21 protein-coding genes and 1 pseudogene are annotated in these 23466 nt (G+C 69.1%); 10 read left to right on the forward strand and 12 right to left on the reverse strand.

Annotation, left to right across the window (positions count from 1 at the left end):
* Positions 1-115 precede the first annotated feature (115 nt).
* Entirely contained in the window at positions 116-1606 is a 1491-nt protein-coding gene (locus IEV99_RS20320; protein WP_188519520.1) for an outer membrane beta-barrel protein, read from the forward strand.
* A 19-nt stretch (positions 1607-1625) separates the two neighbouring features.
* On the opposite strand, the gene IEV99_RS20325 is transcribed toward IEV99_RS20320, so the two are convergent.
* The gene (locus IEV99_RS20325) at positions 1626-2498 is read right to left on the reverse strand and encodes a UTP--glucose-1-phosphate uridylyltransferase (RefSeq protein ID WP_188519521.1); all 873 of its coding nucleotides are present in this window, start codon (positions 2496-2498) and stop codon (positions 1626-1628) included.
* Positions 2499-2664: 166 nt separating this feature from the next.
* Between IEV99_RS20325 and galE the strand changes: the two genes are divergently transcribed.
* The 3 genes from galE (at position 2665) to IEV99_RS20340 (ending at position 6309) form a co-directional block, all read left to right on the forward strand.
* On the forward strand, positions 2665-3654 hold the full coding sequence (galE, locus tag IEV99_RS20330; protein WP_188519522.1) for a UDP-glucose 4-epimerase GalE: 990 nt from the start codon (positions 2665-2667) through the stop codon (positions 3652-3654).
* Positions 3655-3750: 96 nt separating this feature from the next.
* The gene (locus tag IEV99_RS20335) at positions 3751-5013 is read left to right on the forward strand and encodes a lytic murein transglycosylase (protein WP_188519523.1); all 1263 of its coding nucleotides are present in this window, start codon (positions 3751-3753) and stop codon (positions 5011-5013) included.
* 90 nt (positions 5014-5103) lie between these two features.
* The gene (locus tag IEV99_RS20340) at positions 5104-6309 is read left to right on the forward strand and encodes an SGNH/GDSL hydrolase family protein (protein ID WP_188519524.1); all 1206 of its coding nucleotides are present in this window, start codon (positions 5104-5106) and stop codon (positions 6307-6309) included.
* Between the two features lie 66 nt (positions 6310-6375).
* On the opposite strand, the gene hemH is transcribed toward IEV99_RS20340, so the two are convergent.
* Entirely contained in the window at positions 6376-7440 is a 1065-nt protein-coding gene (hemH, locus tag IEV99_RS20345) for a ferrochelatase (RefSeq protein WP_188519525.1), read from the reverse strand.
* Between the two features lie 131 nt (positions 7441-7571).
* Between hemH and IEV99_RS20350 the strand changes: the two genes are divergently transcribed.
* The 3 genes from IEV99_RS20350 (at position 7572) to IEV99_RS20360 (ending at position 10852) form a co-directional block, all read left to right on the forward strand.
* On the forward strand, positions 7572-9095 hold the full coding sequence (locus tag IEV99_RS20350) for a bifunctional metallophosphatase/5'-nucleotidase (RefSeq protein ID WP_188519526.1): 1524 nt from the start codon (positions 7572-7574) through the stop codon (positions 9093-9095).
* Between the two features lie 73 nt (positions 9096-9168).
* The gene (locus IEV99_RS20355; protein WP_188519527.1) at positions 9169-9804 is read left to right on the forward strand and encodes a DUF1007 family protein; all 636 of its coding nucleotides are present in this window, start codon (positions 9169-9171) and stop codon (positions 9802-9804) included.
* A gap of 13 nt (positions 9805-9817) precedes the next feature.
* Positions 9818-10852 carry a nickel/cobalt transporter gene (locus IEV99_RS20360; RefSeq protein ID WP_371875817.1) on the forward strand — a complete coding sequence of 345 codons (1035 nt, stop codon included), beginning with the start codon at positions 9818-9820 and terminating at the stop codon, positions 10850-10852.
* A 25-nt stretch (positions 10853-10877) separates the two neighbouring features.
* Here the strand turns inward: IEV99_RS20360 and IEV99_RS23890 are convergent, their stop codons facing one another.
* The 3 genes from IEV99_RS23890 to IEV99_RS20370 all read right to left on the reverse strand — a co-directional run bounded on the left by IEV99_RS23890 (position 10878) and on the right by IEV99_RS20370 (position 13935).
* Entirely contained in the window at positions 10878-11006 is a 129-nt protein-coding gene (locus IEV99_RS23890; RefSeq protein WP_280514680.1) for a hypothetical protein, read from the reverse strand.
* Between the two features lie 101 nt (positions 11007-11107).
* On the reverse strand, positions 11108-12310 hold the full coding sequence (locus IEV99_RS20365) for an amidase (RefSeq protein ID WP_188519529.1): 1203 nt from the start codon (positions 12308-12310) through the stop codon (positions 11108-11110).
* Positions 12311-12336: 26 nt separating this feature from the next.
* Complete coding sequence (locus IEV99_RS20370) at positions 12337-13935, reverse strand: gamma-glutamyltransferase family protein (RefSeq protein WP_188519530.1); 1599 nt, start codon at positions 13933-13935, stop codon at positions 12337-12339.
* Positions 13936-14064: 129 nt separating this feature from the next.
* Between IEV99_RS20370 and IEV99_RS20375 the strand changes: the two genes are divergently transcribed.
* On the forward strand, positions 14065-14301 hold the full coding sequence (locus IEV99_RS20375) for a hypothetical protein (RefSeq protein ID WP_188519531.1): 237 nt from the start codon (positions 14065-14067) through the stop codon (positions 14299-14301).
* Between the two features lie 7 nt (positions 14302-14308).
* Here the strand turns inward: IEV99_RS20375 and IEV99_RS20380 are convergent, their stop codons facing one another.
* From IEV99_RS20380 to puuE, 3 genes and pseudogenes are all read right to left on the reverse strand, one after another.
* Complete coding sequence (locus tag IEV99_RS20380; protein WP_188519532.1) at positions 14309-14689, reverse strand: DUF1850 domain-containing protein; 381 nt, start codon at positions 14687-14689, stop codon at positions 14309-14311.
* A gap of 2 nt (positions 14690-14691) precedes the next feature.
* Positions 14692-15642, reverse strand: a complete 951-nt coding sequence (locus IEV99_RS20385; protein ID WP_188519533.1) for a TAXI family TRAP transporter solute-binding subunit — start codon at positions 15640-15642, stop codon at positions 14692-14694.
* A gap of 151 nt (positions 15643-15793) precedes the next feature.
* A pseudogene (gene puuE / locus IEV99_RS20390) lies at positions 15794-16693 on the reverse strand (allantoinase PuuE); the annotation flags it as partial.
* Between the two features lie 131 nt (positions 16694-16824).
* Between puuE and IEV99_RS20395 the strand changes: the two are divergent.
* Complete coding sequence (locus IEV99_RS20395; RefSeq protein WP_188519535.1) at positions 16825-17928, forward strand: GNAT family N-acetyltransferase/peptidase C39 family protein; 1104 nt, start codon at positions 16825-16827, stop codon at positions 17926-17928.
* A 21-nt stretch (positions 17929-17949) separates the two neighbouring features.
* On the opposite strand, the gene IEV99_RS20400 is transcribed toward IEV99_RS20395, so the two are convergent.
* The 4 genes from IEV99_RS20400 to IEV99_RS20415 all read right to left on the reverse strand — a co-directional run bounded on the left by IEV99_RS20400 (position 17950) and on the right by IEV99_RS20415 (position 22197).
* A complete protein-coding gene (locus IEV99_RS20400) occupies positions 17950-18474 on the reverse strand; it encodes a DUF934 domain-containing protein (RefSeq protein ID WP_188519536.1) in 525 nt (174 codons plus the stop codon).
* Entirely contained in the window at positions 18474-20144 is a 1671-nt protein-coding gene (locus IEV99_RS20405) for a nitrite/sulfite reductase (protein ID WP_188519537.1), read from the reverse strand. The genes IEV99_RS20400 and IEV99_RS20405 overlap by 1 nt, the downstream gene beginning before the upstream one ends.
* An 18-nt stretch (positions 20145-20162) precedes the next feature.
* Positions 20163-20492 (reverse strand): DUF2849 domain-containing protein, encoded by a 330-nt coding sequence (locus tag IEV99_RS20410; protein WP_188519538.1) that lies wholly within the window; start codon positions 20490-20492, stop codon positions 20163-20165.
* Between the two features lie 112 nt (positions 20493-20604).
* Positions 20605-22197 carry a gamma-glutamyltransferase family protein gene (locus IEV99_RS20415; RefSeq protein ID WP_188519539.1) on the reverse strand — a complete coding sequence of 531 codons (1593 nt, stop codon included), beginning with the start codon at positions 22195-22197 and terminating at the stop codon, positions 20605-20607.
* 1001 nt (positions 22198-23198) lie between these two features.
* Between IEV99_RS20415 and IEV99_RS20420 the strand changes: the two genes are divergently transcribed.
* Complete coding sequence (locus IEV99_RS20420) at positions 23199-23429, forward strand: hypothetical protein (RefSeq protein ID WP_188519540.1); 231 nt, start codon at positions 23199-23201, stop codon at positions 23427-23429.
* Positions 23430-23466: the final 37 nt, after the last annotated feature.

Here is a 23466-nt window from a genome sequence, read left to right on the forward strand (position 1 = left end):
GAACGCCGGAGGCGCGCCTGCTTACCGGCTGTTAACCATCGTCCTTATACAGCTGTTAACGCAGCCGGTCCGCATTCGCGCCGGTTTGTTCCGCATTCCCGGGCCGGAGCTTTCCTTGGCCGCTTTTCGCCAAAACGCCTCCGCGACGGCCCTTATCGGGCTGGTCGCCGCCTTGGCGCATGCGAGCGCGGCGTCCGCACAGGATGTCGGCCCGGACCCTTCCGCGCGCGCCGTCTCCGCACCGCCGCCGCCCCAGGCCGCGAAGCCCAGCTATCGCGGCTCCTATCCTGCCGTAGGCGCGCCGGTCCGTCCGGCCAAGCCCACGAAATCGCGCCGTTTGCGCCAGAGCGCCCCGCTCGCGCCCGTGGTCCCGGCCGCCATCGTCGTGGCGCCGCCGGCTCCCATCCTCGCCGCCCCGGGCCTGCCGCCGCTCGAGCCGCCCCGCAAGAACCGCCGCAAGGTCGAGGCCGACCCTTACGAGCCGCTCGGCTTCGACACGGGCGGCCTCGTGTTTCGTCCCTCCATCGAGGCCTCCGGCGGCTACGACACCAATCCCAACCGCATCCCGGGCGCCCGCAAGGGCTCGGCGGCGTTCCGCCAGGAAGGTGGCCTGCGGATCGACAGCGAGTGGGAGCGCCACGCCTTCAGGGCCGACTTGCGCGGCGCCTACATGGAATATCCGGCGGTCCGCTCCGCCAACCGGCCCGAGGGCCAGGGCGAAGCCAATCTGCGCCTCGATGTGCTGCGCGACACGCAGCTCGACCTCGGCGCCGCCTACGCGATCGCGACCGAACGTCCCGGCAGCATCGAGCAGCCTCTCGCGACCAGCAAGCGGTCGACCATCCTCAACACGGGCGTGAACGCCACGTTGACCCAGCGCTTCGGACCGGCCCTCGTCTCGCTGCGCGGCGCCGTCGATCGCACCGCCTATGGGGCGGTCACGCAGCCGGACGGCGTCGAAGTCAGCCAAGACAATCGCGACCTCAACGCCTATTCGCTGCGCCTGCGCGGCGGCTACGAGCTCACGCCGGGCGTGATCCCGTTCGTGGAGGCCTTGGTGGATCGCCGCGTCTACGATGCGACCATCAATGTGGGCGGTTACGAGCGCTCGTCCTCGGGCGTTCAGGGGCGCGTCGGCTCCACCTTCGAGATCACCCGCACGCTCACGGGCGAAGCCTCGGCCGGCTACGGGACCCGCGACTACGAGGATCCGCGCCTGAGCGGACTGCGCGGCCCCGTCGCGGACGCGGCCCTGATCTGGTCGGCGACGCCGCTCACCACCGTGACGCTGCGCGGCGCGTCGTCGCTGGCCGAAACCACAGTGGTGGGCGCCGCCGGCGCGCAGGTGCGGACGGTCGCTGTCGACGTCTCGCATGCGCTGCTGCGAAACCTCATCATCTCGGCCACGGGCGCGTTCTACCAGAACGACTATGTGGGCCAGCCGCTGCGCGAAAGCGGCTACACGGCCGGCTTGAAGCTCGAGTACAAGCTCACACGCTCGGTCGCCATGAAGGCGAGCTTCACGCATGAGCGCCTGAACGCCGCCACGCCCGGCTCGGACTACACCGCCAACGTGTTCCTGGTTGGCCTGCGCCTCCAGCCGTGACCCGGCGCCGCCTCGCGCCTCAGCGCCCCAGCAGCTTGTGCAACTCCACCGAGAAGGCTGCCGACACGTCCTCGCGGCTGAGCGCATAGGCGACGTTCGCCATCAGGAAGCCGATCTTGGAGCCGGTGTCGTAGATCTCGCCCGCGAACGTATGGGCGAAGAACGGCTCGCTCCTGGCCAGCGTGATCATCGCGTCCGTCAGCTGGATCTCGCCGCCAGCGCCGCGCTCCTGGTTTTCCAGGATGTCGAAGATCGCGGGGCTCAGGATGTAGCGGCCCGAGATCGCGAGGTTAGAAGGCGCCGTGCCCTTGGCGGGCTTTTCCACCATCGAGGTGATGCGCTGGTGGCCCCCCTCGTCCTTCACGCCGACGATGCCGTACTGGTGCGTCTCGCTGTCCGGCACCTCATAGGCGGCGATCATGTTGCCGCCATGCACGTCATAGCCCCGGATCATGTCGCCGAGGCAGGACGTCCTGCCGAGATGCAGCATGTCGGGCAGCAGCAGCGCGAAGGGCTCGTCGCCGATGATGTCGCGGGCGCACCACACCGCATGGCCGAGGCCGAGCGGCGCCTGCTGGCGGGTGAAGCTCGTCTGCCCGGCGCCGGGAAGGTCGCGCTTCAGCGCCTCGAGTTCCTTGTTCTTGTTGCGCTCGGCGAGCGTCCGGTCGAGCTCGAAATTGATGTCGAAGTGGTCCTCGATCACCGCCTTGCCGCGCCCGGTGACGAACACGAAATGCTCGATGCCGGCGGCCTTCGCCTCGTCCACCACGTGCTGGATGACAGGGCGGTCGACCACGGTCATCATTTCCTTCGGCACCGCCTTGGTGGCGGGCAGAAAGCGGGTGCCCAGGCCCGCGACAGGAAAGACGGCCTTGCGGATTTTCTTGGTCATGAATCGCAACTGCTTCGACTGGAGGAGATCGGGACGGGTCGCCCCTCGGGGCGCCGGTCGTGGTTCGCGGGCAAACCGTTAGCACGGCCGTCCGTTCCGGACGAGTTCAGGAAAGTTTATGCACTCTGGGGCAGATTGCACCCCTGGAATTTCTGGAGATGACGCAATGGCTGTGATGGTGACGGGCGGGGCGGGCTATATCGGCTCCCATATGGTGCTGGCCCTCTTGGACCGCGGCGAGAAGGTCGTGGTGCTCGACAATCTCAGCACAGGCTTCGCGTCGGCCGTGCCGACCAACGTTCCGCTCGTGGTCGGCGACATGGGCGACCAGGCGCTGGTCGCCTCCGCGATGCGCGAGCACGCCATCGACACGGTGGTGCATTTCGCCGCCAAGATCGTGGTGCCGGAATCCGTTTCCGACCCGCTGGGCTATTACCTCAACAACACCGTGAAGGCGCGCGCGCTGATCGAGACCGCGGTGGAGTGCGGCGTGAAGCACTTCGTGTTCTCGTCCACGGCCGCGGTCTACGGCGACGTCAGCGGAGACCCGGTCGATGAGGACGACCCGACCTCGCCGGTGTCTCCCTATGGCCGTTCCAAGCTGATGACCGAATGGATCCTGCGCGACACGGCCGCCGCGCATCCGCTCAAATTCGTGGTGCTGCGCTACTTCAACGTGGCCGGCGCCGACCCGAAGGGCCGCACCGGCCAGTCCACGCCGGCCGCAACGCACCTGATCAAGGTCGCGTGCCAGACCGCGCTGGGCCAGCGCCCCTTTCTGGAGATCTTCGGGACTGATTTCCCGACCCGCGACGGCTCGTGCCTGCGGGACTATATCCACGTCACCGACCTCGCCAACGCCCACATCGCATCGCTCGACCATCTGCGCGCCGGCGGCGACAATCTGACGCTGAACTGCGGCTACGGGCAGGGCTATTCGGTGCTCGAGGTGGTCGAGACCGTGAAGCGCGTGTCGGGCGTGGATTTCGAAACCCGCAGGTCCGGCCGCCGCGCCGGCGACCCTGCCGCCATCGTGGCCACCGGCGAGCGCGTGCGCGAGGTGCTCGGCTGGACGCCCCAATATGACGACCTCGACACCATCGTGACCCACGCGCTCGAATGGGAAAAACACCTGACCACGCCCAACGCGCGCTGAACCTGCCGTAGCGCTCGAGCTGGCCGGTTAAGCTCCCCTTCACCACGCCCTTCCATGCTGGCTTTGAGCCGCGATGGGCGCGGTGGAGGTGCTGGCATGCGGTGGTGGATTGTTGCGGCGGTCGGAACGGGCGCGCTGTTCGGCGCGGCAAGCGCCGTGGCCCAGCCCATCCGCCCTGCCCTGGCCGATCCGGTCAACACGGGATCGTTGGGCCCGGCCAGCTTGAAGCTGGAAGCGCAGCCGGCGTCGGCGTCGTTCGACGCCTTCGTGGCCGGCCTCTGGCCCGCCGCCAAGGCGCGCGGCGTTTCCCGCAAGACGTTTGATCAGGCCTTCGCGGGCGTGACCCCGGACGGCAAGATCATCGAGCTGACGCGCAAGCAGTCCGAATTCGTGAAGCCGATCTGGTCGTACCTGGACGGCGCGGTGTCGGACGCCCGGCTCGCGCGCGGCCGGGATGTCGCGGCCCAATACGCCTCCACGCTGGCCGCCATCGAACGCCGCTACGGCGTCGAACGCTCGGTGGTGCTGGGCGTCTGGGGAATGGAGACGAATTTCGGGTCGTTTACGGGCGGCAAGGACGTGATTCGCTCGCTCGCCACCCTGGCGCATATCCGCTACCGCGGGACGTTTTTCCGCGACGAGCTCATCACCGCGCTGGTGATCCTGCAGCAGGGCCATGTGGCGCGCGCCGACATGAAGGGCTCATGGGCCGGCGCCATGGGGCAGACGCAGTTCATGCCGTCGAGCTTTACGAAGTGGGCCGTCGACCAGGACGGCGACGGCCACAAGGACATCTGGACCTCGATCCCGGATGCGCTCGCGTCCACGGCGAACTACCTGAAGAAGCACGGCTGGAAGCACGGGCTGCCCTGGGCAATGGAGGTGCGCCTGCCGCGCCGCTTCGATTTCCGCACCCACACGTCGAGCTTCGCCCATTGGGCCTCGCTGGGCGCGCAGAGCGCCGACGGCCGGCGCCTGCCGCAGCATGGCGAAGCGTCCCTGTTCATGCCCGCCGGCGCACGCGGCCCCGTGTTCCTGGTCACGTCCAACTTCAAGGCCATCAAGGCCTACAACAGCTCCGATGCCTATGCGCTCGGCGTCGGTCATCTCGGCGACCGCGTGACGGGCGGGGCGCCCATCGCGGCCGCGTGGCCGACCAATGACCCGCAGCTCGACCACGGCCAACGCCGCGAGCTCCAGAGCCGCCTCGCCGCGCTTGGCTTCTCCATCGGCGAGCCGGACGGGCGAATCGGAACCAAGACCCGCGATGCGCTCCGCAGCTTCCAGCAGCGCCGTGGCCTGACGCCCGACGGCTATCCCACGCTCGCCATGCTGGAGGCGCTGCGCACCTACCGTTGAGAGCGGCCGAGCCCGGGCGGGTTTTGATCTGCGCCGATCCGCACTAGAATGGCTCCGCGCGCCGAACGTCCGGCGACGCGGAGGCGATCCTTGCGGCATCTGTGGAAACTCGCGATCCTTATCCTGCTGGCGGTCAGCGCGATCCCGGTCGCGCAGGCGCAAACCGCTTGGGACGACCGCTACCCGCACCTTTTCGCACCCCAGTTCCAGGCGCGTCCGCGCGCCTATCGGCCGCCGCCGCCCGCCGCGCGTGTTGAGCGGCGCCGGCCCGCCCCGGCCGCAACCGTGGTGGTGGGCGACAGCCCCGAAAAGCCCTCGATCGAGCCGACCGCCTTCGTGCTGGTGCTGGGCGACACGATGGCCGAGCAGGTCGCCACCGGCCTCGGCGAAGCCTTCGAGGACAATCCCGACGTCCGCATCCTGCGCCGCACCGTCACCTCCAGCGGCCTCGTGCGCGAGGACTTTCACGATTGGCGCAAGACCGTCCGCGAGGTGCTGGCCTCGCCGGAGAAGCTCACCCACGCGGTGATGTTGATCGGCTCCAACGACCGGCAGGCGATCAGGGACGGCTCGAGCGGGCCGATCGAGGCGTTCTCCGACCCTTGGAAAGAGGCCTACGCGGCGCGCGTGGACGAGATCGGCAAGGCCTTCGCCGACAAAGGCGTCCCGCTATTCTGGGTCGGCCTGCCGATCATGGAGGGCGCGCGCGTGTCCGCCGACATGCGCAGCCTGAACGAGATCTATCGCGCCTCGGCGCGCAAGACCGGCGCGGTGTTCATCGACCTGTTCGAACCCTTTGGCGACGCCCAAGGCCGCTACTCGCCCTTCGGGCCGGACCTGGCGGGCGACAGCGTCAAGCTGCGGGCCGGGGACGGCGTGCATTTCACCAAGGCGGGAGCCCGCAAGGCGGCGCATTTCGTTGAAGTCGAAATCCGGCGGGTCCTCGACCAGCGCGCCCCGGCGGTGGTCGCGGTGCCGGGCGCGGACCCGGACGACCCCGCGTCGCGCGACCCGGCCTTGCAGCCGGGCGGCGTCGAGCGTGCGATCGACCAGGCCGTGCTGCGCGGCCTCGACGGCCTGCCGCCCGCCCCGCTCGCAATCCCCCAGCGGCCTGTGGCCGGGCCCATTCTGCCACTGACCGGCCCCGAAGCCGCGCCCGGCGGAACCTTGATCGCCGGAGCCAGCCGCCGGGCGGTCACGGACGCCGGCCAGCTCATCGAGCGCGCCCTCGTGCAAGGCCGCGCGCCCGACCCGAAGCCCGGCCGCGCAGACGATTTCAGCTGGCCTGGACGCTAGCGCGTCATTCCACCAACTGGACAAGGGTTGGTGGGCGAAGATGATCCGCGACGAGTGCGTTCAGCTTCAGATCCAGCCCTGCAGCTCCCGCTCCACCACGGCGTGGATGACGTCCATGCCCTCCGGCGAGTCGTTCAGGCACGGCACATAGGCAAACTTCTCGCCGCCGTGGTGCATGAAGTGCTCCATGTTCTCGCCCTCGATCTCCTCGAGCGTCTCAAGGCAATCGGACGAGAAGCCCGGCGCGATCACCAGCACCTTCTTGACGCCGCGGCCCGGCAGCTCGCCCATGGTGTCGATCAGGTAGGGCTTCAGCCACTCGTCCGGCCCGAAGCGCGACTGGAAGCAGACCATGAAGCGGTCCTTGTCCAGCCCCAGCGCTTCCCGCAGCAACCGCCCGGTCTTCATGCACTGGCAATGGTAGGGGTCGCCCTTGAGTAGATACTCCATCGGCACGCCGTGGAACGAGGCGACAATCATGTCGGGCTCGAAGTCGATGCTGGCCAGCTTGGCTTTCACGGTCTTGGCCAGCGCATCGATGTAGACCGGGTCGTCGTGCCAGGGCGGCGTCACCCGCACGGCCGGCTGCCAGCGCATGTCCATCAGCGCCTGGAAGGCCTTGTCGCAGGCCGTCGCCGTTGTGGCCGCGCAGGACTGCGGATAAAGCGGCACGAGCAGGATGCGGTCGCAGCCCTGCTCTTGCAGGGCCTTGATCCGCGAGGGCGTCGACGGGTTGCCGTAGCGCATGCCCCAGTCAACCACGATGCGGGGATCGCGCGTCGACACCATGGCGGCGAGCTTCTCGGCCTGGGAGCGCGTGATGGTCTTCAGCGGGCTCTCGTCCGCGTCCTTGTTCCAGATGATGTCGTAGTCCTTGCCTTTCGGGCCGGGACGGACGCTCAGGATGATGAGGTTGAGGATCGGCCACCACAGCCAGCGCGGCTTCTCGATGACGCGCTGGTCGGACAGGAACTCCTTGAGATAGCGCCGCATCGACCAGTAGTCGGTCGCGTCCGGGGTGCCGAGATTGAGCAGCAAGACGCCGATCTTGCCCATACGGACGGGCGGATGCGCCTCCGGCAGCGGGCCGACGGCTTTGAAGTCCGCATCGGGACGGGGCATCACGGTCATCGCATCCTCATCGCGTCAAAACAGACAGAAAGCTGCGGCTGTGGGTCGCTTGCCAAACCCGGAAGGCTCGGCTCCATTATCATCGCACGCCGCCAAGACACCGCTATCACGAGCCTTCTACGGAGACCGCCATGCGTCCGATCACCCGCCGAGACACGCTGCGCATCGGCCTGGGAGCCGGCGCGGTCGCGATCCTGTCGCGCACCGCCGCCCATGCGCAGGGCGCCGTGAAGGCGTCCTTCGTTCTCACCAACGACATCTACGAGATGAGCGAGAAGAAGGGCCGTGGTGGCATGGCCCGCCTCGCCGCGGTGGTCAAGGCCGAGCGTGAGAAGAACCCCAACACGATCTTCGTCCATGCCGGCGACACGCTGTCGCCGAGCCTGATGTCGGGCTTCGACCAGGGCGCGCACATGATCGAGTTCCTGAACGCCATGAAGCTCGACGCGTTCACGCCCGGCAACCACGAGTTCGATTTCGGCAAGGACGTGTTCCTGAAGCGCGTGGCGGAGGCCAAGTTTCCCGTCCATGCCGCGAATATCCGCATGGCGGACGGTTCAGCGGTTCCGGGCGTGCAGCCCAGCGCCATTCGGGAGGTCGGCGGCGTGCGCATCGGCCTCATCGGTTCGGCGCTGGAAACCACCGCCCAGCTGTCGAGCCCGGGCGACCTGAAGTTCTCGCCCTCGATCGATTCCATCCGGGCCGAAGCCAAGGCCCTGAGGGAAAAGGGAGCGGACTTCATCGTCGCGCTGACCCACACCGACCGGTCCACCGACTTGCGGCTCTTCGACATGCGGGCCGTCGATCTCCTGCTGACCGGCCACGACCACGACCTGCGGGTGAACTACGACGGCAAGACCGCCATGGCTGAGTCCGGCGAGGACGCCGAATATGTCGTGGTGGTCGAGGTCGCGTTCGACCTCAAGGTCGACGCCGCCGGCAAGCGCGCGCTCGCCTGGTCGCCGCAGTTCCGCATCATCGACACCGCCACGGTGACGCCCGATCCGGAGGTGCTCGCGATCGTGAAGCGCTATGAGGCCGAGCTCTCCAAGGAGCTCGACGTCACCGTTGGGTCGCTCGACGTGGAACTGGACAGCCGGAACGCCACGGTGCGCGGCGGCGAGGCCGCCATCGGCAACTTCATCGCGGACGCGATGCGTGACGTCACCGGGGCCGACGTGGCGATCACGAACGGCGGCGGCATCCGGGCCAACAAGCAGTATGCGGCTGGCGCGAAGCTGTCGCGCCGCGACATCCTCAGCGAGCTGCCCTTCGGGAACAAGACGGCTCTCACCGAAATCACCGGCGCGGCCCTGAAGGCTGCGCTGGAGAACGGCTTCAGCCAGATCGAGAATCGCGGCGGGCGTTTCCCGCAGGTGTCTGGCCTCAAGATTGAGGTCGACTCCCGGCAGCCGGTCGGAAAGCGGGTCGTGTCGGTGCTGGTCAACGGCGCGCCGCTGGACGAGGCGAAGCTCTACAAGGTCGCCACCAACGACTTCATGCTGCGCGGTGGCGACGGCTACACGGCCCTCGCCGGCAAGGTCGCGGCCACCATCGACTCCGGTGGCTCGCTCATGGCCAACGACGTCATGGTCTACGCCCGCAAGGTCGGCACGGTGAACGCCCGGGTGGAGGGGAGAACGGTCGTTCGGTGATCGAGACGGCGGCCGACGCCCCGCTTTCGCCCCGGTTTCGCGTCATCGCCACGGGGCCACGAAGGGGATGCGCGTGATTCGTTTGCTGCGGTTCGGCCTCATGGCCCTGCTGGCGTTGTGCGCCGCGACGCTCCCGGCGTCTGCGCACCCGCATGTCTGGGTGAGCGTGAAAGTCGAGGTCGTTTGGACGCCAGACGGCAAGGTCGCGGCCGTAAAGCACCGCTGGCAGTTCGACGACGCCTATTCGAGCTACGCCGTCCAGGGCCTCGACGCCAATCGGGACGGCGTCTACTCGCGCGAGGAGCTGGCCGACCTCGCCAAGGTCAACACCGAGTCGCTCGCCGACACCGAGTTCTTCACCGTCGTCAAGGCGGACGGCAAGCGCCAGGCTTTCGGCGCGCCGACCGACTACTGGCTCGACCATGCCGACGGCAAGCTGACGCTGAACTACACGCTGCCGCTGCGCGAGCCGGTAGCCGCCAAGCGGACCCTGATCCTCGATGTCTACGACCCGACCTTCTTCGTCGATTTCAGCTATGCGGACGGCGACGACGCCGTGAAGCTCGCGGGGGGACCGGCCGGCTGCGCCGTGCAGCTCTCGCGGCCGAAAAAGCCCGACCCCAAGGGCCAGGGGCTGAGCGAGGACTATTTCGCCAACGCCAACATGGGCTTCCAATTCGCCTCCAAGGTCATCATCGCGTGCCCGTAGGATCCAGCCGATGATGCTCGCGGCCGGGGTCGCGGGCCCGACCTCCTTCCGCCGCCGCCGCGTGCTCTTGGCGCTCGCCATCGCGCTCGCCGCGCTCGCGCTCGTCGGCTTAGGCGGCGCGATCCTGTCCTGGGCGCTGGGCGGCCTCGGCGCGGCGCCGCCGCCCAGGAGCCCGTTCGGCATCGGCCTGCGCGAGGGCGGCGGATCCGCCACGGGCCTGACCGGCTGGATCCTGGCGACCCAGAGCCGTTTTTTCCAGAACCTCACGGATGCGGTGCGGACCATGAAGGCCGCCGGCGACGCCGGCTGGGCGCTGATCGGGATCAGCTTCGCGTATGGGGTGTTTCACGCCGCCGGGCCGGGTCACGGCAAGGCCGTGATCGCGGCCTGGATCGTCGCGAACGAGAACGCGCTGAAGCGCGGCCTCGCGATGGCGTTCGCGGCCGCGGCCGTTCAGGCCTTCGTGGCGATCGCGATCGTATCCGTGGCGGCGGGCGTTCTGCGCGCCACAGCGGCCCGCATGACGGGCCTCACCAACGCGGTCGAGCTTGCGAGTTTCGCCGCCGTTGCGCTAGTCGGCGCGGCGCTCACCTGGCGCAAGGCCTGGCGCCTCGCGGGCCGGATCGCGGCGGACGGCGTCGTTCACGCCCATGCGCCGGGCGAGCCTTGCGGACCCGATTGCGGCCACGCGCATTTGCCCGGCCCCGAGCGCGCTGCCGGCTCCTGGCGCGCGGCCGCCGGGGCCGTGCTGGCGGCCGGAATCAGGCCCTGCTCGGGCGCTATCCTGGTGCTGGTCTTTGCGATGGCGCAGGGCCTCTACGGCGCCGGCGTCGCGTCCGTGCTCGCCATGGGGCTCGGGACGGCGCTCACCACGGGAGCCCTGGCGGCCTTGGCGGTGTTCGCCAAGGGGGCGGCCCTCCGGTTCGCATCGGTGCGCGGCCAGGGCGCCGAATGGGCGATGAGCGTGCTGGAGGTTCTGGCCGGCGCCGTCGTGCTGGCGCTCGGCCTTGCGCTCACCTTCGGGGTCGCGTCGGCCGGCGCGGGCTAGCCGGGCCGGCTCGGGTCAAAGCCGCTCAGGCGACGATCTCGACGAAACGCGTGACCTCAATCATCAGCAGCGCCGTGAGGCCGCCCATGATCATCACGTCGATCAGCCGATAGGCTTCGGTGCGGCGAAATCGTGCGAGCGTCATGGCTTTCATGGTCGCCTCCTGGCGGAGGGGGTTCGACGTGAACCCCACTCCGCGACCATGGCGGCCCGCGCTGAATCAACGGTGAATCCTTTGTTTCGGATTCGCCGCGATCAGGCGATTTGCACAGCCATCGCCCGGCTGATTTTGGCCGCCAGCCGAACCAGCGAAAGATCGGACCCCGCCGGGCCGATCACGGACAGGCCGAACGGCCCACCCTCGTGCGTTCCGGCCGGGATCGTCACCTGCGGAAAGCCCGACAGGCCCGACAGGCACAGCAACCGCAGCGACTGCGCCCGCGAGGCCTCCAGCGCCGCGTCGTCCGCCGCCAGCAGAGGCGCGGGCCCGGGCACGGTGGGAAGCAGCAGCACGCCGTCGCGTCCCAGCAGGGTTCCAAGACGCCGTCGGAAATCCTCGCGCACCGCGCGTCCCTTCTCGGCGTCCGCGGCCGGCACGTCCCTCCCGTACGCGAAACGCTCGCCGATGCCTGGCCCCAACGCCGGCTTCCAGGCCTCGATGAAGGCGCCATGCGACTGCCAGGACTCGACGCCCTGCAGCCAGCGGAACGCCCAGTAGAGCGCATCGAAGCCGCCATCCGCCGCCGTCAGGCCGGTCACGGGCTGCAGCATGCGGTCAATCCGGGCCACCAGCGTTTCGAGCTGGCGCGCCGGCTCCGCCTCGGCCAGCGCGAAGCAGTCTTCCGCCTTCAGCAGGCGGACCGGCTCCGGCAGCGGATGCGGATCTTCGCCCAGAATGGCCTGGCCGACGCGCAAGAAGGTCTTGTCGTCCCGGCAGAACCAGCCCGGCGTATCGAAGCTGGCGGCAAGCGGCATCGTCAGGTCGAGCGGCAGGCGACCATGCGTCGGCCGGATGCCGAACAGGCCCTGGTAGCTGGCTGGCCCGCGCACCGAGCCCCCGGTGTCCGAGCCGAGCCCGATGTCGCACAGCCGCGCGGCCGTGGCGGAGGCGGAACCCGACGACGAGCCGCCTGGCACCCGATCGGGCGCCGCGCCGTTGATGGGCGTGCCGAAATGGTTGTTGAGCCCGTTCAGCGAGTAGGCGAGCTCCACCGTGTGGGTCTTGCCGACAAAGCGCGCTCCGGCGTCCAGGAAGCGCTGAACGATGGGCGCGCTCGCGGCCTTCACGTCCGACTGGGCCAGCTTGGTCGGCTGCCCGCAGCCCGTGCGGTAGCCGGCGACATCGAAGATGTCCTTCACGGCCAGCGTCAAACCGGTGAGCGGCCCGGACGGGGCGCTGGCGACCGGAACCTCGGCGTAGGGCATGAAGGCGTGAACGGGATCGTCCTGGACGGGCATGGTTTGTGTCTCGCGATGAATAAAGATCAGACGCCGGCCGAGCCGCCGTCCGAGCGGGGATCGTGGACGGCCGCCACGGAGCCGTTGCGCGGGTCGCGCACCAGCATGCCGGCATGGCCCACCGTGTCGGAATAGCTGTCCGGCAGCACCTCGACCTCGTGCCCGGCCTGCTCCAGCGCGCGCACCAGCGAGGGATCGAAGCGGTTCTCCAGCTTCAGCGACGTCGAGGCCGATCCCCAGGTCTTGCCGAGCAACCAGCGTGGCGCATCGACGGCCGCCGCGGGATCCATGCCGAACTGGGCGTACCGGCTCAGGATCGCGGCCTGGAACTGCGGCTGGCCGTCGCCGCCCATGGAGCCGTACGACACCACGCGGCCGTCATCGAGCACCGCCAGGGCAGGGTTCAGCGTGTGGAACGGCTTGCGGCCGGGCTCCAGCGGGTTCACGGCGTCCTTGTCCAGCGAGAACGAGATGCCGCGGTTCTGCCAGAGCATGCCGGTGCGCGGCAGCACGCAGCCCGAGCCATATTCCCAGTAGGTCGACTGGATATACGAGACCGCCATGCCCTTCGCGTCGATGGCGCCCATCCAGACCGTGTCGCCCTCCCCCCATGAGAGGGGAAAGCGCGCCGCCTTGCTCATGCTGATCTGGGCGGCCTGCTCGTTCAGGAACGCGTCGGACAGGTAGTCCGCCGGCTCGTGGATGAGGCGCGCCGGGTCGGTCACCACCGCGTCACGCACCCGGAAGGCGCGCTTGGTCGCCTCCACGAGCCCATGCAGGTGCTCGAAGCCTTCGCCGCGGGTAACGCCGAGCCGGGCGAAGAGGCCGAGAATGATCAAGGACGCCAGCCCCTGCGTGGGCGGCGGGAAATTGTAGAGCTTGGCGCCCGGCGCCGCGAGGCCGAGCGGCTTCACCAGGCGGGCGTGGAACCGCGCCAGGTCGGCGCGGGTGACGGGCGCCTCGAGCTGCTCGAGGTCAGCCCCGATCTCGCGGCCGATGTCGCCGCGGTAGAAGTCGTCCAGCCCCGCATGGCCAAGCTGCTCCAGCGTATCGGCCAGCCGCGGCATGGTCCGCACCGCGCCGGCCTTTGGCAGCGCGCCGTCCTGCAGAAACTGCGCCGCGAAGCCGGGGGCCTGCTTCAGGTCCTCGAACAGGTTCGGAACGCCGCGCGCCTCCGAGGCGCTCACCGCGCAGCCTTCGCGCGCATGCCGCACGGCGTCTTCGAGCAATGTCGACAAAGGCAGGCGCCCGCCCGTCTGCGCCTTTGAGAATTCGTTGGCGAGCGCCCAGCCCCCTACTGCCCCCGCCACCGTGACGGCGGCGTCCGGCCCGCGCCCGGGGATCACGTCATGACCCTTGTCGCGATAGCGCACGATCGTCGCCAGGCTGCCGGCTGGCCCGCAGGCCTCGATCGCCCGCATCTGGCCGGTCGGCTCGCGGATCAGCCAGAAGGCGTCGCCCCCGATGGCGTTCATGTGCGGGTAGACCACCGCGATGGTGGCCGCCATCGCGATCATGGCCTCCACGGCGTCGCCGCCCTCGGCCAGCACGGCCCGGCCGCTCTCGGCCGCAAGGTGGTGGGGCGCGGCGGCTGCGGCGCGGGAGAACACGGGAGTATCGGCCATGGCGGAGGATCTTCGAGGTTGCGCGGCCGCCTCGAAGCGGCCCAGGTGGGCTGTCATCCTTGCACGCTGGCGCGGCTCGATATAGTGCAGGAGCCGCAGATCGAGCGAGATCGGAACGGGGAGTTGCGCGTGGCTGCGTCCGGACGGCTGAACACCAAGAACCTGACCACCATCGTGAGCGTCGGCATCCTGGTCGGCACCGAGGTGATCGGGCTTGCGCTCGCGGCCGGGTGGGGGCTGGCAGGCATCTTCCAGCTCGGCACGGCTTACGAATATGCCTTCATGGCGATCTTTACCGTCCTGGGCATGTACGCGCTCTACCGCTTCATGCAGCGCGCCGTGAAGGTCGAGCCCATCCGCGGCTGAGCCGCCCTCAGCCGGGATCGCATGGCTTCATCATCACCGGATCGGCGTCTCCCGGCGCCAAGTCTCCCATCGGGCGGCATTGGCCACCCGCGCAGAGGCGCCAGTCGGCCGTCACGCCGGCCCTGCGTAGGATCACGTCCGGCAAAGGCGGAACGCGCGGCGCCCAGCGCCAGAACCCGCCTGCCAGCACGGCCTCGGGCGGCGGCTCCATGCCGGCCCCCATCCCCTTCACCCGCGCTTCCACGAGAACGAGGCCGGCGGGCGTCACCCGCCAGTCCTCCTCCCATGGGATCTTCTCGATGGAATGCGTCCACGCCAGCGTGAAGGCGGCGACGCCCGCGAGCTTCGCCGCCAGCGCGCCGCCGGCGTAAAGGCAGAGACCCGCCACGCCTACTTGATCACGCCCTTTTCCTTGAAGAACTTCTCGGCGCCCGGATGCATCGGCACCGGCATGCCCTCCAGCGCCTTTTCGAGCTTGATCTCCTTGCCGGCGCTGTGGGCGGCGGCGAGCTCGGGCAGCTTGTCGAACATCGACTTCGTCATGCCGTAGACCACGTCGTCCTTCAGGTCCGAGCGGGTGACGAGGTAGTTCACCACCGCGGCGGCCTGCACGTCCTTGTCCTGGCCCGTATAGGTGTTGGCCGGAATGGTCGCCTTGACGTAGGGCGCCCCGATCTTGTCGACGATGCTCGCCGGCACCTCCACGACCACAATGTCCACCGACGTCGCGAGGTCGCGGATGGCCGCCACGCCCAGGCCCGCCGATTGCAGCGTCGCGTCGAGCTGGCGGTTCTTCATCAGCTCCACCGACTCGGCGAAGGGCAGGTACTCGACCTTGCCGAGGTCCTTGTAGGTGATGCCGGCGCCGTTCAGGATCGCGCGGGCGTTCAGCTCCGTGCCGGATTTCGGCGCGCCCACCGAGAGGCGCTTGCCCTTCAGGTCCGCCAGCGTCTTGATGCCGCTCTCCTTGGAGGCGACCACCTGGATGTAGTTCGGGTAGATCGCCGCGACGCCGCGCAGCTTGGTGAGCTTGGACTTGAAGCCCGCCTCCTCGTTGCCCTCCCACGCGAACGCGAGGCTATCGCCGAGCGTGAACGCGATCTCGCCCTTGCCCTGCTGCAGCAGGTTCAGGTTTTCGACCGACGCCTTGGTGGCCTGCACGGAGGGCCGCGCCCCCGGGATGGCCTCGCCATAGATCTTCGAGAGCGCCACGCCCATCGGGTAGTAGACGCCGGATGTGCCTCCCGTGAGCACGTTCAGGAACTCGTCGGCTGACGCCGGCGCGGCGACGGCCAGGGTGGCGGCGGCCGCAAAGGCCATCCGGGCGATGCTTTTTTTCATACTCGTCTCCCTCGGGCCCGAAGGCCTGCGCGGTTCAGGCCCGCGCCGTTGAACGCGGCGCGCATCTGATCCGGCGCGCCTTGGCCGGGAGAGTGCCCGAGAACTGCATGTCAGGACAAGTGCTTACAGCCCGAGGGCCCTAAGCGGCCGGATGCACCTCACGCCAGTGCCGGGCGATGTCGATGCGCCGCGCGATCCAGACCTTGTCGTGCGACTGCACGTAATCGAGGAACCGCGCAAGCGCGGCGACCCGGCCCGGACGGCCCACGAGGCGGCAATGGAGGCCGACATTGAACATCTTGGGCGCGCCGTCCTGGCCCTCGCGGTAGAGCACATCAAACGAGTCCTTCAGGTAGGCGAAGAACTGGTCGCCGCTGTTGAAGCCCTGCGGGGTGGCGAACCGCATGTCGTTGGAGTCCAGCGTGTACGGGATTACGAGATGCGGCCCCTTGCTGGACGAAACCCAGTAGGGAAGATCGTCCGCGTAGCTGTCCGACGAGTAAAGGAACCCGCCCTCCTCGGCCACGAGGCGCTGCGTGTTCATGGAGCATCGGCCCGTGTACCAGCCGAGCGGCCGCTCGCCGGTGACTTCCGTATGGAGCCGGATCGCCTCGGCGATCTGCCGGCGCTCCTCTTCCTCTGGCATATCCTTGTGCTCGACCCATTTCAGGCCGTGGCTGGCGATCTCCCAGCCGGCTTCCTGCATGGCGGCGACCTGCTCGCGGCCGCGGGCCATCGCGGTGGCGACGCCGTACACGGTGACGGGCGCATTGCGGCTGGTGAACAGCCGGTGCAGCCGCCAGAAACCCGCGCGGGCGCCGTATTCGTAGATCGACTCCATGTTCCAGTGCCGCTGGCCGACCCAGGGCGCCGCGCCGACGATCTCGGACAGGAAGGCCTCCGAGGCGGCGTCGCCGTGCAGCACGTTGTTCTCGCCGCCCTCCTCGTAGTTGATCACGAACTGCACGCAGATGTGCGCGCCGCCGGGCCATTGCGGGTCTGGCGCGTGGCGGCCATAGCCGATCATGTCGCGCGGGTAATGGTCACTCATCGGCGGGCTCCGGCTTGGCGATTCGCGATCCAGAGAAGCGCGCCGCGCCCGCGGTTTCAAGCCGCCGCGTTTGAGGCCGGCCCCGTGGTCTGCTACGGCTGCGCGCCCGTTCCCCCTGCCCGGCTTCGCCCTTGCCCCAGCACGCCCAGATCCGCCCCGCCACGCTCGATGACCTCGACGCCCTCGAGTTCATCGAGAACAGCGTGTTCGACACGGACCGGCTTTCGCGCCGGTCGTTGCGCTACTACGTCACCACTGACAAGGACACGCTGCTGGTGGTGGAGCGCCACCGCAAGATCGTGGGCTACGCCCTCGTGGCGTTTCGCCGTGGCGCGGCGCTGGCGCGGCTCTACTCCATCGCGATCCTCCCCGAAGCGGCTGGCGGCGGTCTCGGCCGCAAGCTGCTGGACGCCGTGGAAGCCGAGGCGATCGCACGCGGCTGCATCTTCCTGCGGCTCGAGGTGCGCGCCGACAACGCCGCCGCGATCAAGCTCTACGAGCGGGGCGGCTACCGGCGCTTTGGCGTTTATGACGACTACTATGAGGACCACCAGGATGCCTGGCGCTACGAAAAGCGCCTGACCCCGCACGCCGCCCTGCCCGGCCGGCCGCCGCCCTTCTACGCGCAAACGCTGGATTTCACCTGCGGCCCCTGCTGCCTCATGATGGCGCTGGGTTGGGCCGACCCGGCGTTCAGGCCGAGCCGCGCCACCGAGATCCGGCTGTGGCGAGAATCCACCACCGTCTACATGACGTCGGGGCTGGGCGGCTGCGAGCCCTATGGGCTGGCCGCGACGCTGGCCCGGCACGGGCTCAAGGCCGAGTTGCGGCTCTCGCACGAGGGGCCGTTTTTTCTGGATGGCGTGCGGAGCCCCGACAAGAAGGAGGTCATGCGCATTACCCAGGAGGACTTCCGCCGCGAGGCGCTCGAAGCCGGCGTGCCGATCGGCCCGGCGCTGGACCAGGCCTCGCTGGCCGCCGTGCTGGACGAGGGCGCGATCGTGATCGTGCTGGTGTCGGGCTACCGCATGTTCCGCAAGAAGGTGCCGCACTGGCTGCTCGCGCATGGGCAGGATGGTCGGCACGTCTTCGTGAATGACCCGTGGGTCGAAACGGCCGAGTTGGAGACCAACGTGGCGGCCGCCAACCTGCCGATCCCCGCCGAGGAATTCCAGCGCATGGCGCGCTACGGCAAGGAGGACCTCCGGGCCGCGGTGGTGATCCGCAAGCCCTGAGACACTAGCCCGCCGCGGGCGCTAGCCCGCCGCCACCCGCAGCCACGGCCGCTTCGGGTCCGGCGCCGCCTCATCGGCGACCGCCGCCTGGTAGGCGACCAGCACCCCGTGCACCTTGCCTTCCGCCAGCGCCCGGCGGGTCGGCTCGTGCGTCACCACGAAGCTGTCGACGCCGCAGCGGATCATGAACGGGATCTGGTCGCGCAGCACGTCGCCTACGGCCCGGATCTCGCCCGCATAGGCGTGACGGCTGCGCAGCAGCGAGGCCGTCGAATAAGCCCGGCCATCGGTGTATTTCGGGAAACGCAGCGCCACCAGGGCGAAGCGCCCCAGGTCCTGTTCCACGCCGTCGAGGTCCTCGCCCGCCTCGAGCAGGAGGCCGAGCGGCCCGTTGCGTCCGAGGAGGCTCGTCCGTTCGGCCAGGAAGCGCGCCTTGCCGACCAGGATCGGCGCGTCGCCATCCGGAGCGGGCGCATCGGCCGGCAGGGTCGCCCAGGCGTCGGCCACGAAGGCGCCATCGCGGAACACGGTCTGGAGGTCGGCCATCACGCGGCCTCCGCCGGATACAGCGCCCGGATGAAGGGCGCCTCGCCGACGCGGCGGAACGCTTCGAGGAAAGTTTCGGCCGGGCTGTTGCGGATCGCCAGATAGGTGTCCACCACGGTCTCGACCGCGTCCACGATGCCGTCCGTCGAGAACCCCTTGCCGACGATCTCGCCGATCGAGCAGGTCGCGTCGCCCGAGCCCCCCAGCGTGATCTGGTAGAATTCCTCGCCCTTCCGGTCCACGCCCAGGATGCCGATATGGCCGACATGGTGGTGGCCGCAGGCGTTGATGCAGCCCGAGATCTTGATCTTGAGCTCGCCGATTTCGCGCTGCCGGGCGGCGTCGCCGAAGCGCTCGGACAACCGCTGCGCAATCGGGATCGAGCGCGCATTGGCGAGGGCGCAATAGTCCAGCCCTGGGCACGCGATGATGTCGGTGACCAGGCCGGCGTTAGCTGTGCCCAGTCCAGCCCGCTGCAGTTCGGCGAACAGCGCAGGCAAGTCGTCCTGCCGGACATGCGGCAGGACGAGGTTTTGCTCGTGGCTGACCCGCAACTCGTCAAAGGAGTAGCGCTCGGCCAGGTCGGCGACGAGCTCCATCTGCTCGGACGTGGCGTCGCCCGGAATGCCGCCGATGGGCTTCAGCGAGATGGTGACGACGCCGTAGCCCTGCTGCTTGTGGGCCGTGACGTTGCGGTCCACCCAGGCGGCGAACGCGGCGTCGGCCGCGCGGGACCGCTCGAAGACCTCCGACCGCTCCGGCAGCGCCGCAAAGGCGGGTGGCGCGAAATAGCCCGCGATCCGGGCGATCTCGGCCGCCGGCACCGCCAGCGTCTCGTTCTCGGCCTGCAGCTTGGCGTACTCGTCCTCGACCTGGCGCTTCAGCTCCTCGAGCCCGGTCTCGTGCACCAGGATCTTGATGCGCGCCTTGAACTTGTTGTCGCGCCGGCCATGGAGATTGTAGACGCGCAGAATGGCCGTGCAGTAGGCCAGCAGCTCGGCCTCGGGCAGGAAGTCCCGCACCTTCTTGGCCACGAAGGGCGTCCGCCCCTGGCCGCCGCCGACATAGACCGTGAAGCCCTTTTCGCCGAGCGCGTTGCGGGTCAGCGCCAGTCCGATGTCGTGGACCTGGATGGCGGCGCGGTCCTGGGCGGCGCCCGTCACCGCGAGCTTGAACTTGCGGGGCAGGAACGAGAATTCCGGGTGCAGCGAGGACCACTGCCGCAGGATCTCCGCATAGGGCCGCGGATCGTCGACCTCGTCGGCGGCCGCGCCGGCGAAGTGATCGGCCGTGACGTTGCGGATGCAGTTCCCGGAGGTCTGGATGCAGTGCATCTCCACCTCGGCGAGGTGCTGGAGGATCTCGGGCACCTGCTCCAGCGCGATCCAGTTGAACTGGAGGTTCTGCCGGGTGGTGAAATGCCCGAAGTTGCGGTCATACGTGCGGGCGATGAACGCCAGCTTGCGCAGTTGCCGGGACGACAGCACCCCGTACGGGATCGCGATCCTGAGCATGTAGGCGTGCAGTTGCAGGTAGACGCCGTTCATCAGCCGCAGCGGCTTGAACTGCTCCTCGCTGAGTTCGCCCGACAGGCGCCGCTGCACCTGGTCGCGGAACTGCTCCACCCGGTCGGCGACGAAGCGCCGGTCGAATTCGTCATAACGATACATGCCTGGTTCTCCGCCGCGTCAAGCGGCCACGGGCGTCGAGGCGCCCGGCACATCGATGGTGGGGCCGCCCTGCGCCCGGATGGCCTCGCGGTTGCGGGTCGCGATGAGGCCCGCGTCAGTCCGTGCGACTTCGATCAGGTAGGGATCGACGATGAGCTGGGCCTGATCGGCGTCTTTCTGGGCCTCGGCGAGAAGCGCGGCGGCGGCCTCGGGCGTGTCGGCCACGGCGGCTTCGTCGATCTTGCGCGACCACCAGCCCTCGGCCGTGCGGAACACGACCCGGCCGTCGCCGGTAGAGTTGCCGGTGACGGCCTGAAGGGCGGCCGATCGGGATGGCTTCTTCAGCATCGTGGCGGTCCATACACGAACGCGCTCGCGAATTGAGCGCAATTCACGCTACCAGATGCAGGATAGGCCCGAAATTACATTTTTCGTCGTGTAATGGGCCTTGCGGCCCGGGTCAGAACCCGAGCGCCAGCCCGTCCTTGCGGTGGTCCGAAGCGCCGAAGAGCGCGCCCTTGTCCCGGTCGATCCAGATCGCCTGGCACCCGCCGGTCGGATCGTCCGTGAGCGCAACCGTGTGGCCACGGCCGCGCAGGTCCGCGACGATCGCCGGATCCATGCTCTGCTCCACGGTCAGCACGCCGTCGAACGAGAAGCTGCGCGGCGCGTCCGAGGCTTCCTGCGGGCTCATGCCGCGGTCGAACACGCGCGACACGAAATGCGCGTGGCCGGCCGCCTGGTACTGGCCGCCCATCACGCCGAAGGGCATCACGCACTGCCCGCCCTGCGTCACCATGCCGGGAATGATGGTGTGCAGCGGCCGCTTGCGCGGTCCGATCGTGTTGACATGCCCGGGGGTGAGCCGGAAGCCGAGGCCGCGATTCTGCAGCACGACGCCGGCCTGCGGCGCATAGATGCCGCTGCCGAACGCCGCGAACAGCGAGTTGATGAACGAGATCGAGTTCAGGTCCTTGTCCACCACGGTCAGGTAGATCGTGTCGCGGTGGATCGCCTCGTCCCAGCTTTCGGCCGGGGCCGCGCGGTCCATGCGGATCTGCTCGCGCAGCCGGGCGATGAAGGGCTCCGACAGCACCCGGTCCACGTCCACGGGCGTCACGGACGGGTCGCACACGATCAGGTCGCGCAGGCGATAGGCCGCCTTGGTGGCCTCGGCGTGGATGTGCACGCGGTCGGCCTCGCTCAGCGCCGAGGAGCGCAGGTCGAACCCCGCCATGATTCGCATGATGATCAGCGCCGCGAGGCCCTGCCCGTTGGGCGGGCACTCGTGCACGGACACGCCGGCGTAGTCGGTCGCGATCGGGTCGACATAGTTCGAGGTCTGGGCCGCAAAATCCTCCAGCGTATGGAGGCCGCCGAGGCCGCGCAGGGTCGTGACGATCTCGTCCGCGACCGGGCCCTCGTAGAACGCCTTGCGGCCATGCTGCGCGACCGCCCGCAAGGTCGCGCCAAGGGCCGGCTGGGCCCGGCGGTCGCCCGGCTCCGGCATCCGTCCGCCCGGCATGTATTGCGCGGCCGCGGCGGCGTTGTGCGACAGCTTGTCGAACTGCTTGGCCCAGTCGAAGGCGACGCGCGGCGTCACCCGGAAGCCGTTCTCGGCATGGTCGATCGCGGCGCGGAAGATCCGGTCCAGCGGCAGGCTGCCGTGGTCGTTGTGCAGCGTGCACCAGGCGTCGATGGCGCCCGGCACCGTCACGGCGTGCGGGGTGAGGTCCGGGATCGCCGTGATGCCGCGCTCTGCGTACCACTCCGGCGTCGCGGCGGCCGGCGCACGGCCCGAGCCGTTCAGCGCGATCGGCATGCCGCCCCGGGGCGCGTAGAGCGCGAAGCAGTCGCCGCCGACTCCCGTCATGTGCGGGTCGACCACGCATTGCACGGCAACGCCGGCCAGCGCCGCATCCACGGCGTTGCCGCCGTCCCGCAGCACGTCCAGCGCCGCGATCGTGGCGGCCGGATGCGAGGTCGCCACCATGCCGCGATCACCGATCGCCAAGGAGCGGCCGGGCGTAACGAAGTCGCGGGTGGTGCGCATGGGGTTCCTCCTGAATTTTCGACATGTCAGACCCCGGCAAAGCCGCCGCGTCAAGCGCGGACGGCGCATGGCTGGCGGTTGAGCCCCGCCGACGGGCGACGCCAAGGGGGGCGCTCTCGGGCATGCGTCCGCGTTCTCCGCCGACGCGGAGGTGAGGCAATCTGGTGGAGGGGCGCCGCGAGGCGCCGGCCCATCTAGGGTTTTACGCGTAGGGTTCGGACGGGCCGACGCCTCGCGACCGGCGATTTTGAACCTTTCCGACCCGCGCTCCTTCCTCAAGGCCGCTCCTTGTGGGCAGCGACCAAGCGGGTGTTAAGGTGGCCGCGTCCACGGCCCCACCGTAGTGTGGGGCGGGCGGGCTGACTGCCTAAGGGCGGGCTTGCCGGGCTTTTACCCCCGCACCCATCCTCCGGCCGCTCCGGAAAGGCCTCCCGGGAGGGTGGGTCCGGTATCCCCACCCGCGCAGGCGCCGCGCCCCGACCCCGCAACGGACCGCTCCGGAAGCGCCCCCTCCCTGGGTCGAGAGTGGCGCAATGGTGCGTGAACGCGGGTGGAATGTCAAGGATTATTTTCATAAGAAGATGAGGCTGCCCCAATGCCCCTCATCCTGAGGAGCCTCGCGCAGCGAGGCGTCTCGAAGGACGAGGGGTCCAGCAGGCTGCACGGCGGAGCGCACTGGAGCCCTCGTCCTTCGAGACGCAGGCCCAAGTGGGCCTGCTCCTCAGGATGAGGGGCTGGTGGCGTTGGGGCATCTCCTAAACGCCTCGCCGTCATTGCGAGCGCAGCGAAGCAATCCAGGCGGTTGGGAGCAGCCTCGGCGTCGGGCGTAGCGCCCGGCTTCAGCTGTATTGCTTCGCTCGCGCTCGCAATGACGGCGGGGTGTTCCTAGGTTGCGCATCCTCCCGGTCGGCCAGGCGCCCCCGCGCGGAACCGCCCGGCTCAGGCCCGGGTTGTGCGCCAACGAGGCGGCCCGACCGGGGTGCGCCGCATGGAGACCAATCATGGCCAAACAGGCGATCCCGATGGCGGAGCTGAAGCGTATCGTCACGGCCGAACTCGACCGGGCGCTCGGGGCCAAGGGCACGGTGACAAACGTCCAGATCGAGCACGCCGGCGGCGAGACGTGGCGGGTCGTCGAGGTGGATTCGGACGCCGAGAAGCCCGCTCTCGACGCCATCGCGAGCACGGTTCTGCCGAAGTTGCACGGCGAATGGGGCCTCCAGGCCGATTGACCGGCACGCTGCGGCGCAGCGAAGACGGGCTCTTTCC

This window comes from Alsobacter metallidurans, assembly GCF_014636935.1.
Classification (GTDB): domain Bacteria; phylum Pseudomonadota; class Alphaproteobacteria; order Rhizobiales; family Beijerinckiaceae; genus Alsobacter; species Alsobacter metallidurans.

Coding starts and splice junctions, on each gene's coding strand:
- IEV99_RS20415 (WP_188519539.1), bottom strand. CDS start 22,197: ATGCGCACCACCCGCGACTTCGTTACGCCCGGCCGCTCCTTGGCGATC.
- IEV99_RS20350 (WP_188519526.1), top strand. CDS start 7,572: ATGCGTCCGATCACCCGCCGAGACACGCTGCGCATCGGCCTGGGAGCC.
- galE (WP_188519522.1), top strand. CDS start 2,665: ATGGCTGTGATGGTGACGGGCGGGGCGGGCTATATCGGCTCCCATATG.
- IEV99_RS20370 (WP_188519530.1), bottom strand. CDS start 13,935: ATGGCCGATACTCCCGTGTTCTCCCGCGCCGCAGCCGCCGCGCCCCAC.
- IEV99_RS20325 (WP_188519521.1), bottom strand. CDS start 2,498: ATGACCAAGAAAATCCGCAAGGCCGTCTTTCCTGTCGCGGGCCTGGGC.
- IEV99_RS20420 (WP_188519540.1), top strand. CDS start 23,199: ATGGCCAAACAGGCGATCCCGATGGCGGAGCTGAAGCGTATCGTCACG.
- IEV99_RS20405 (WP_188519537.1), bottom strand. CDS start 20,144: ATGTATCGTTATGACGAATTCGACCGGCGCTTCGTCGCCGACCGGGTG.
- IEV99_RS20365 (WP_188519529.1), bottom strand. CDS start 12,310: ATGCCCGTCCAGGACGATCCCGTTCACGCCTTCATGCCCTACGCCGAG.
- IEV99_RS20335 (WP_188519523.1), top strand. CDS start 3,751: ATGCGGTGGTGGATTGTTGCGGCGGTCGGAACGGGCGCGCTGTTCGGC.
- IEV99_RS20400 (WP_188519536.1), bottom strand. CDS start 18,474: ATGGCCGACCTCCAGACCGTGTTCCGCGATGGCGCCTTCGTGGCCGAC.
- IEV99_RS20410 (WP_188519538.1), bottom strand. CDS start 20,492: ATGCTGAAGAAGCCATCCCGATCGGCCGCCCTTCAGGCCGTCACCGGC.
- IEV99_RS20360 (WP_371875817.1), top strand. CDS start 9,818: ATGCTCGCGGCCGGGGTCGCGGGCCCGACCTCCTTCCGCCGCCGCCGC.
- hemH (WP_188519525.1), bottom strand. CDS start 7,440: ATGACCGTGATGCCCCGTCCCGATGCGGACTTCAAAGCCGTCGGCCCG.
- IEV99_RS20385 (WP_188519533.1), bottom strand. CDS start 15,642: ATGAAAAAAAGCATCGCCCGGATGGCCTTTGCGGCCGCCGCCACCCTG.
- IEV99_RS23890 (WP_280514680.1), bottom strand. CDS start 11,006: ATGAAAGCCATGACGCTCGCACGATTTCGCCGCACCGAAGCCTATCGG.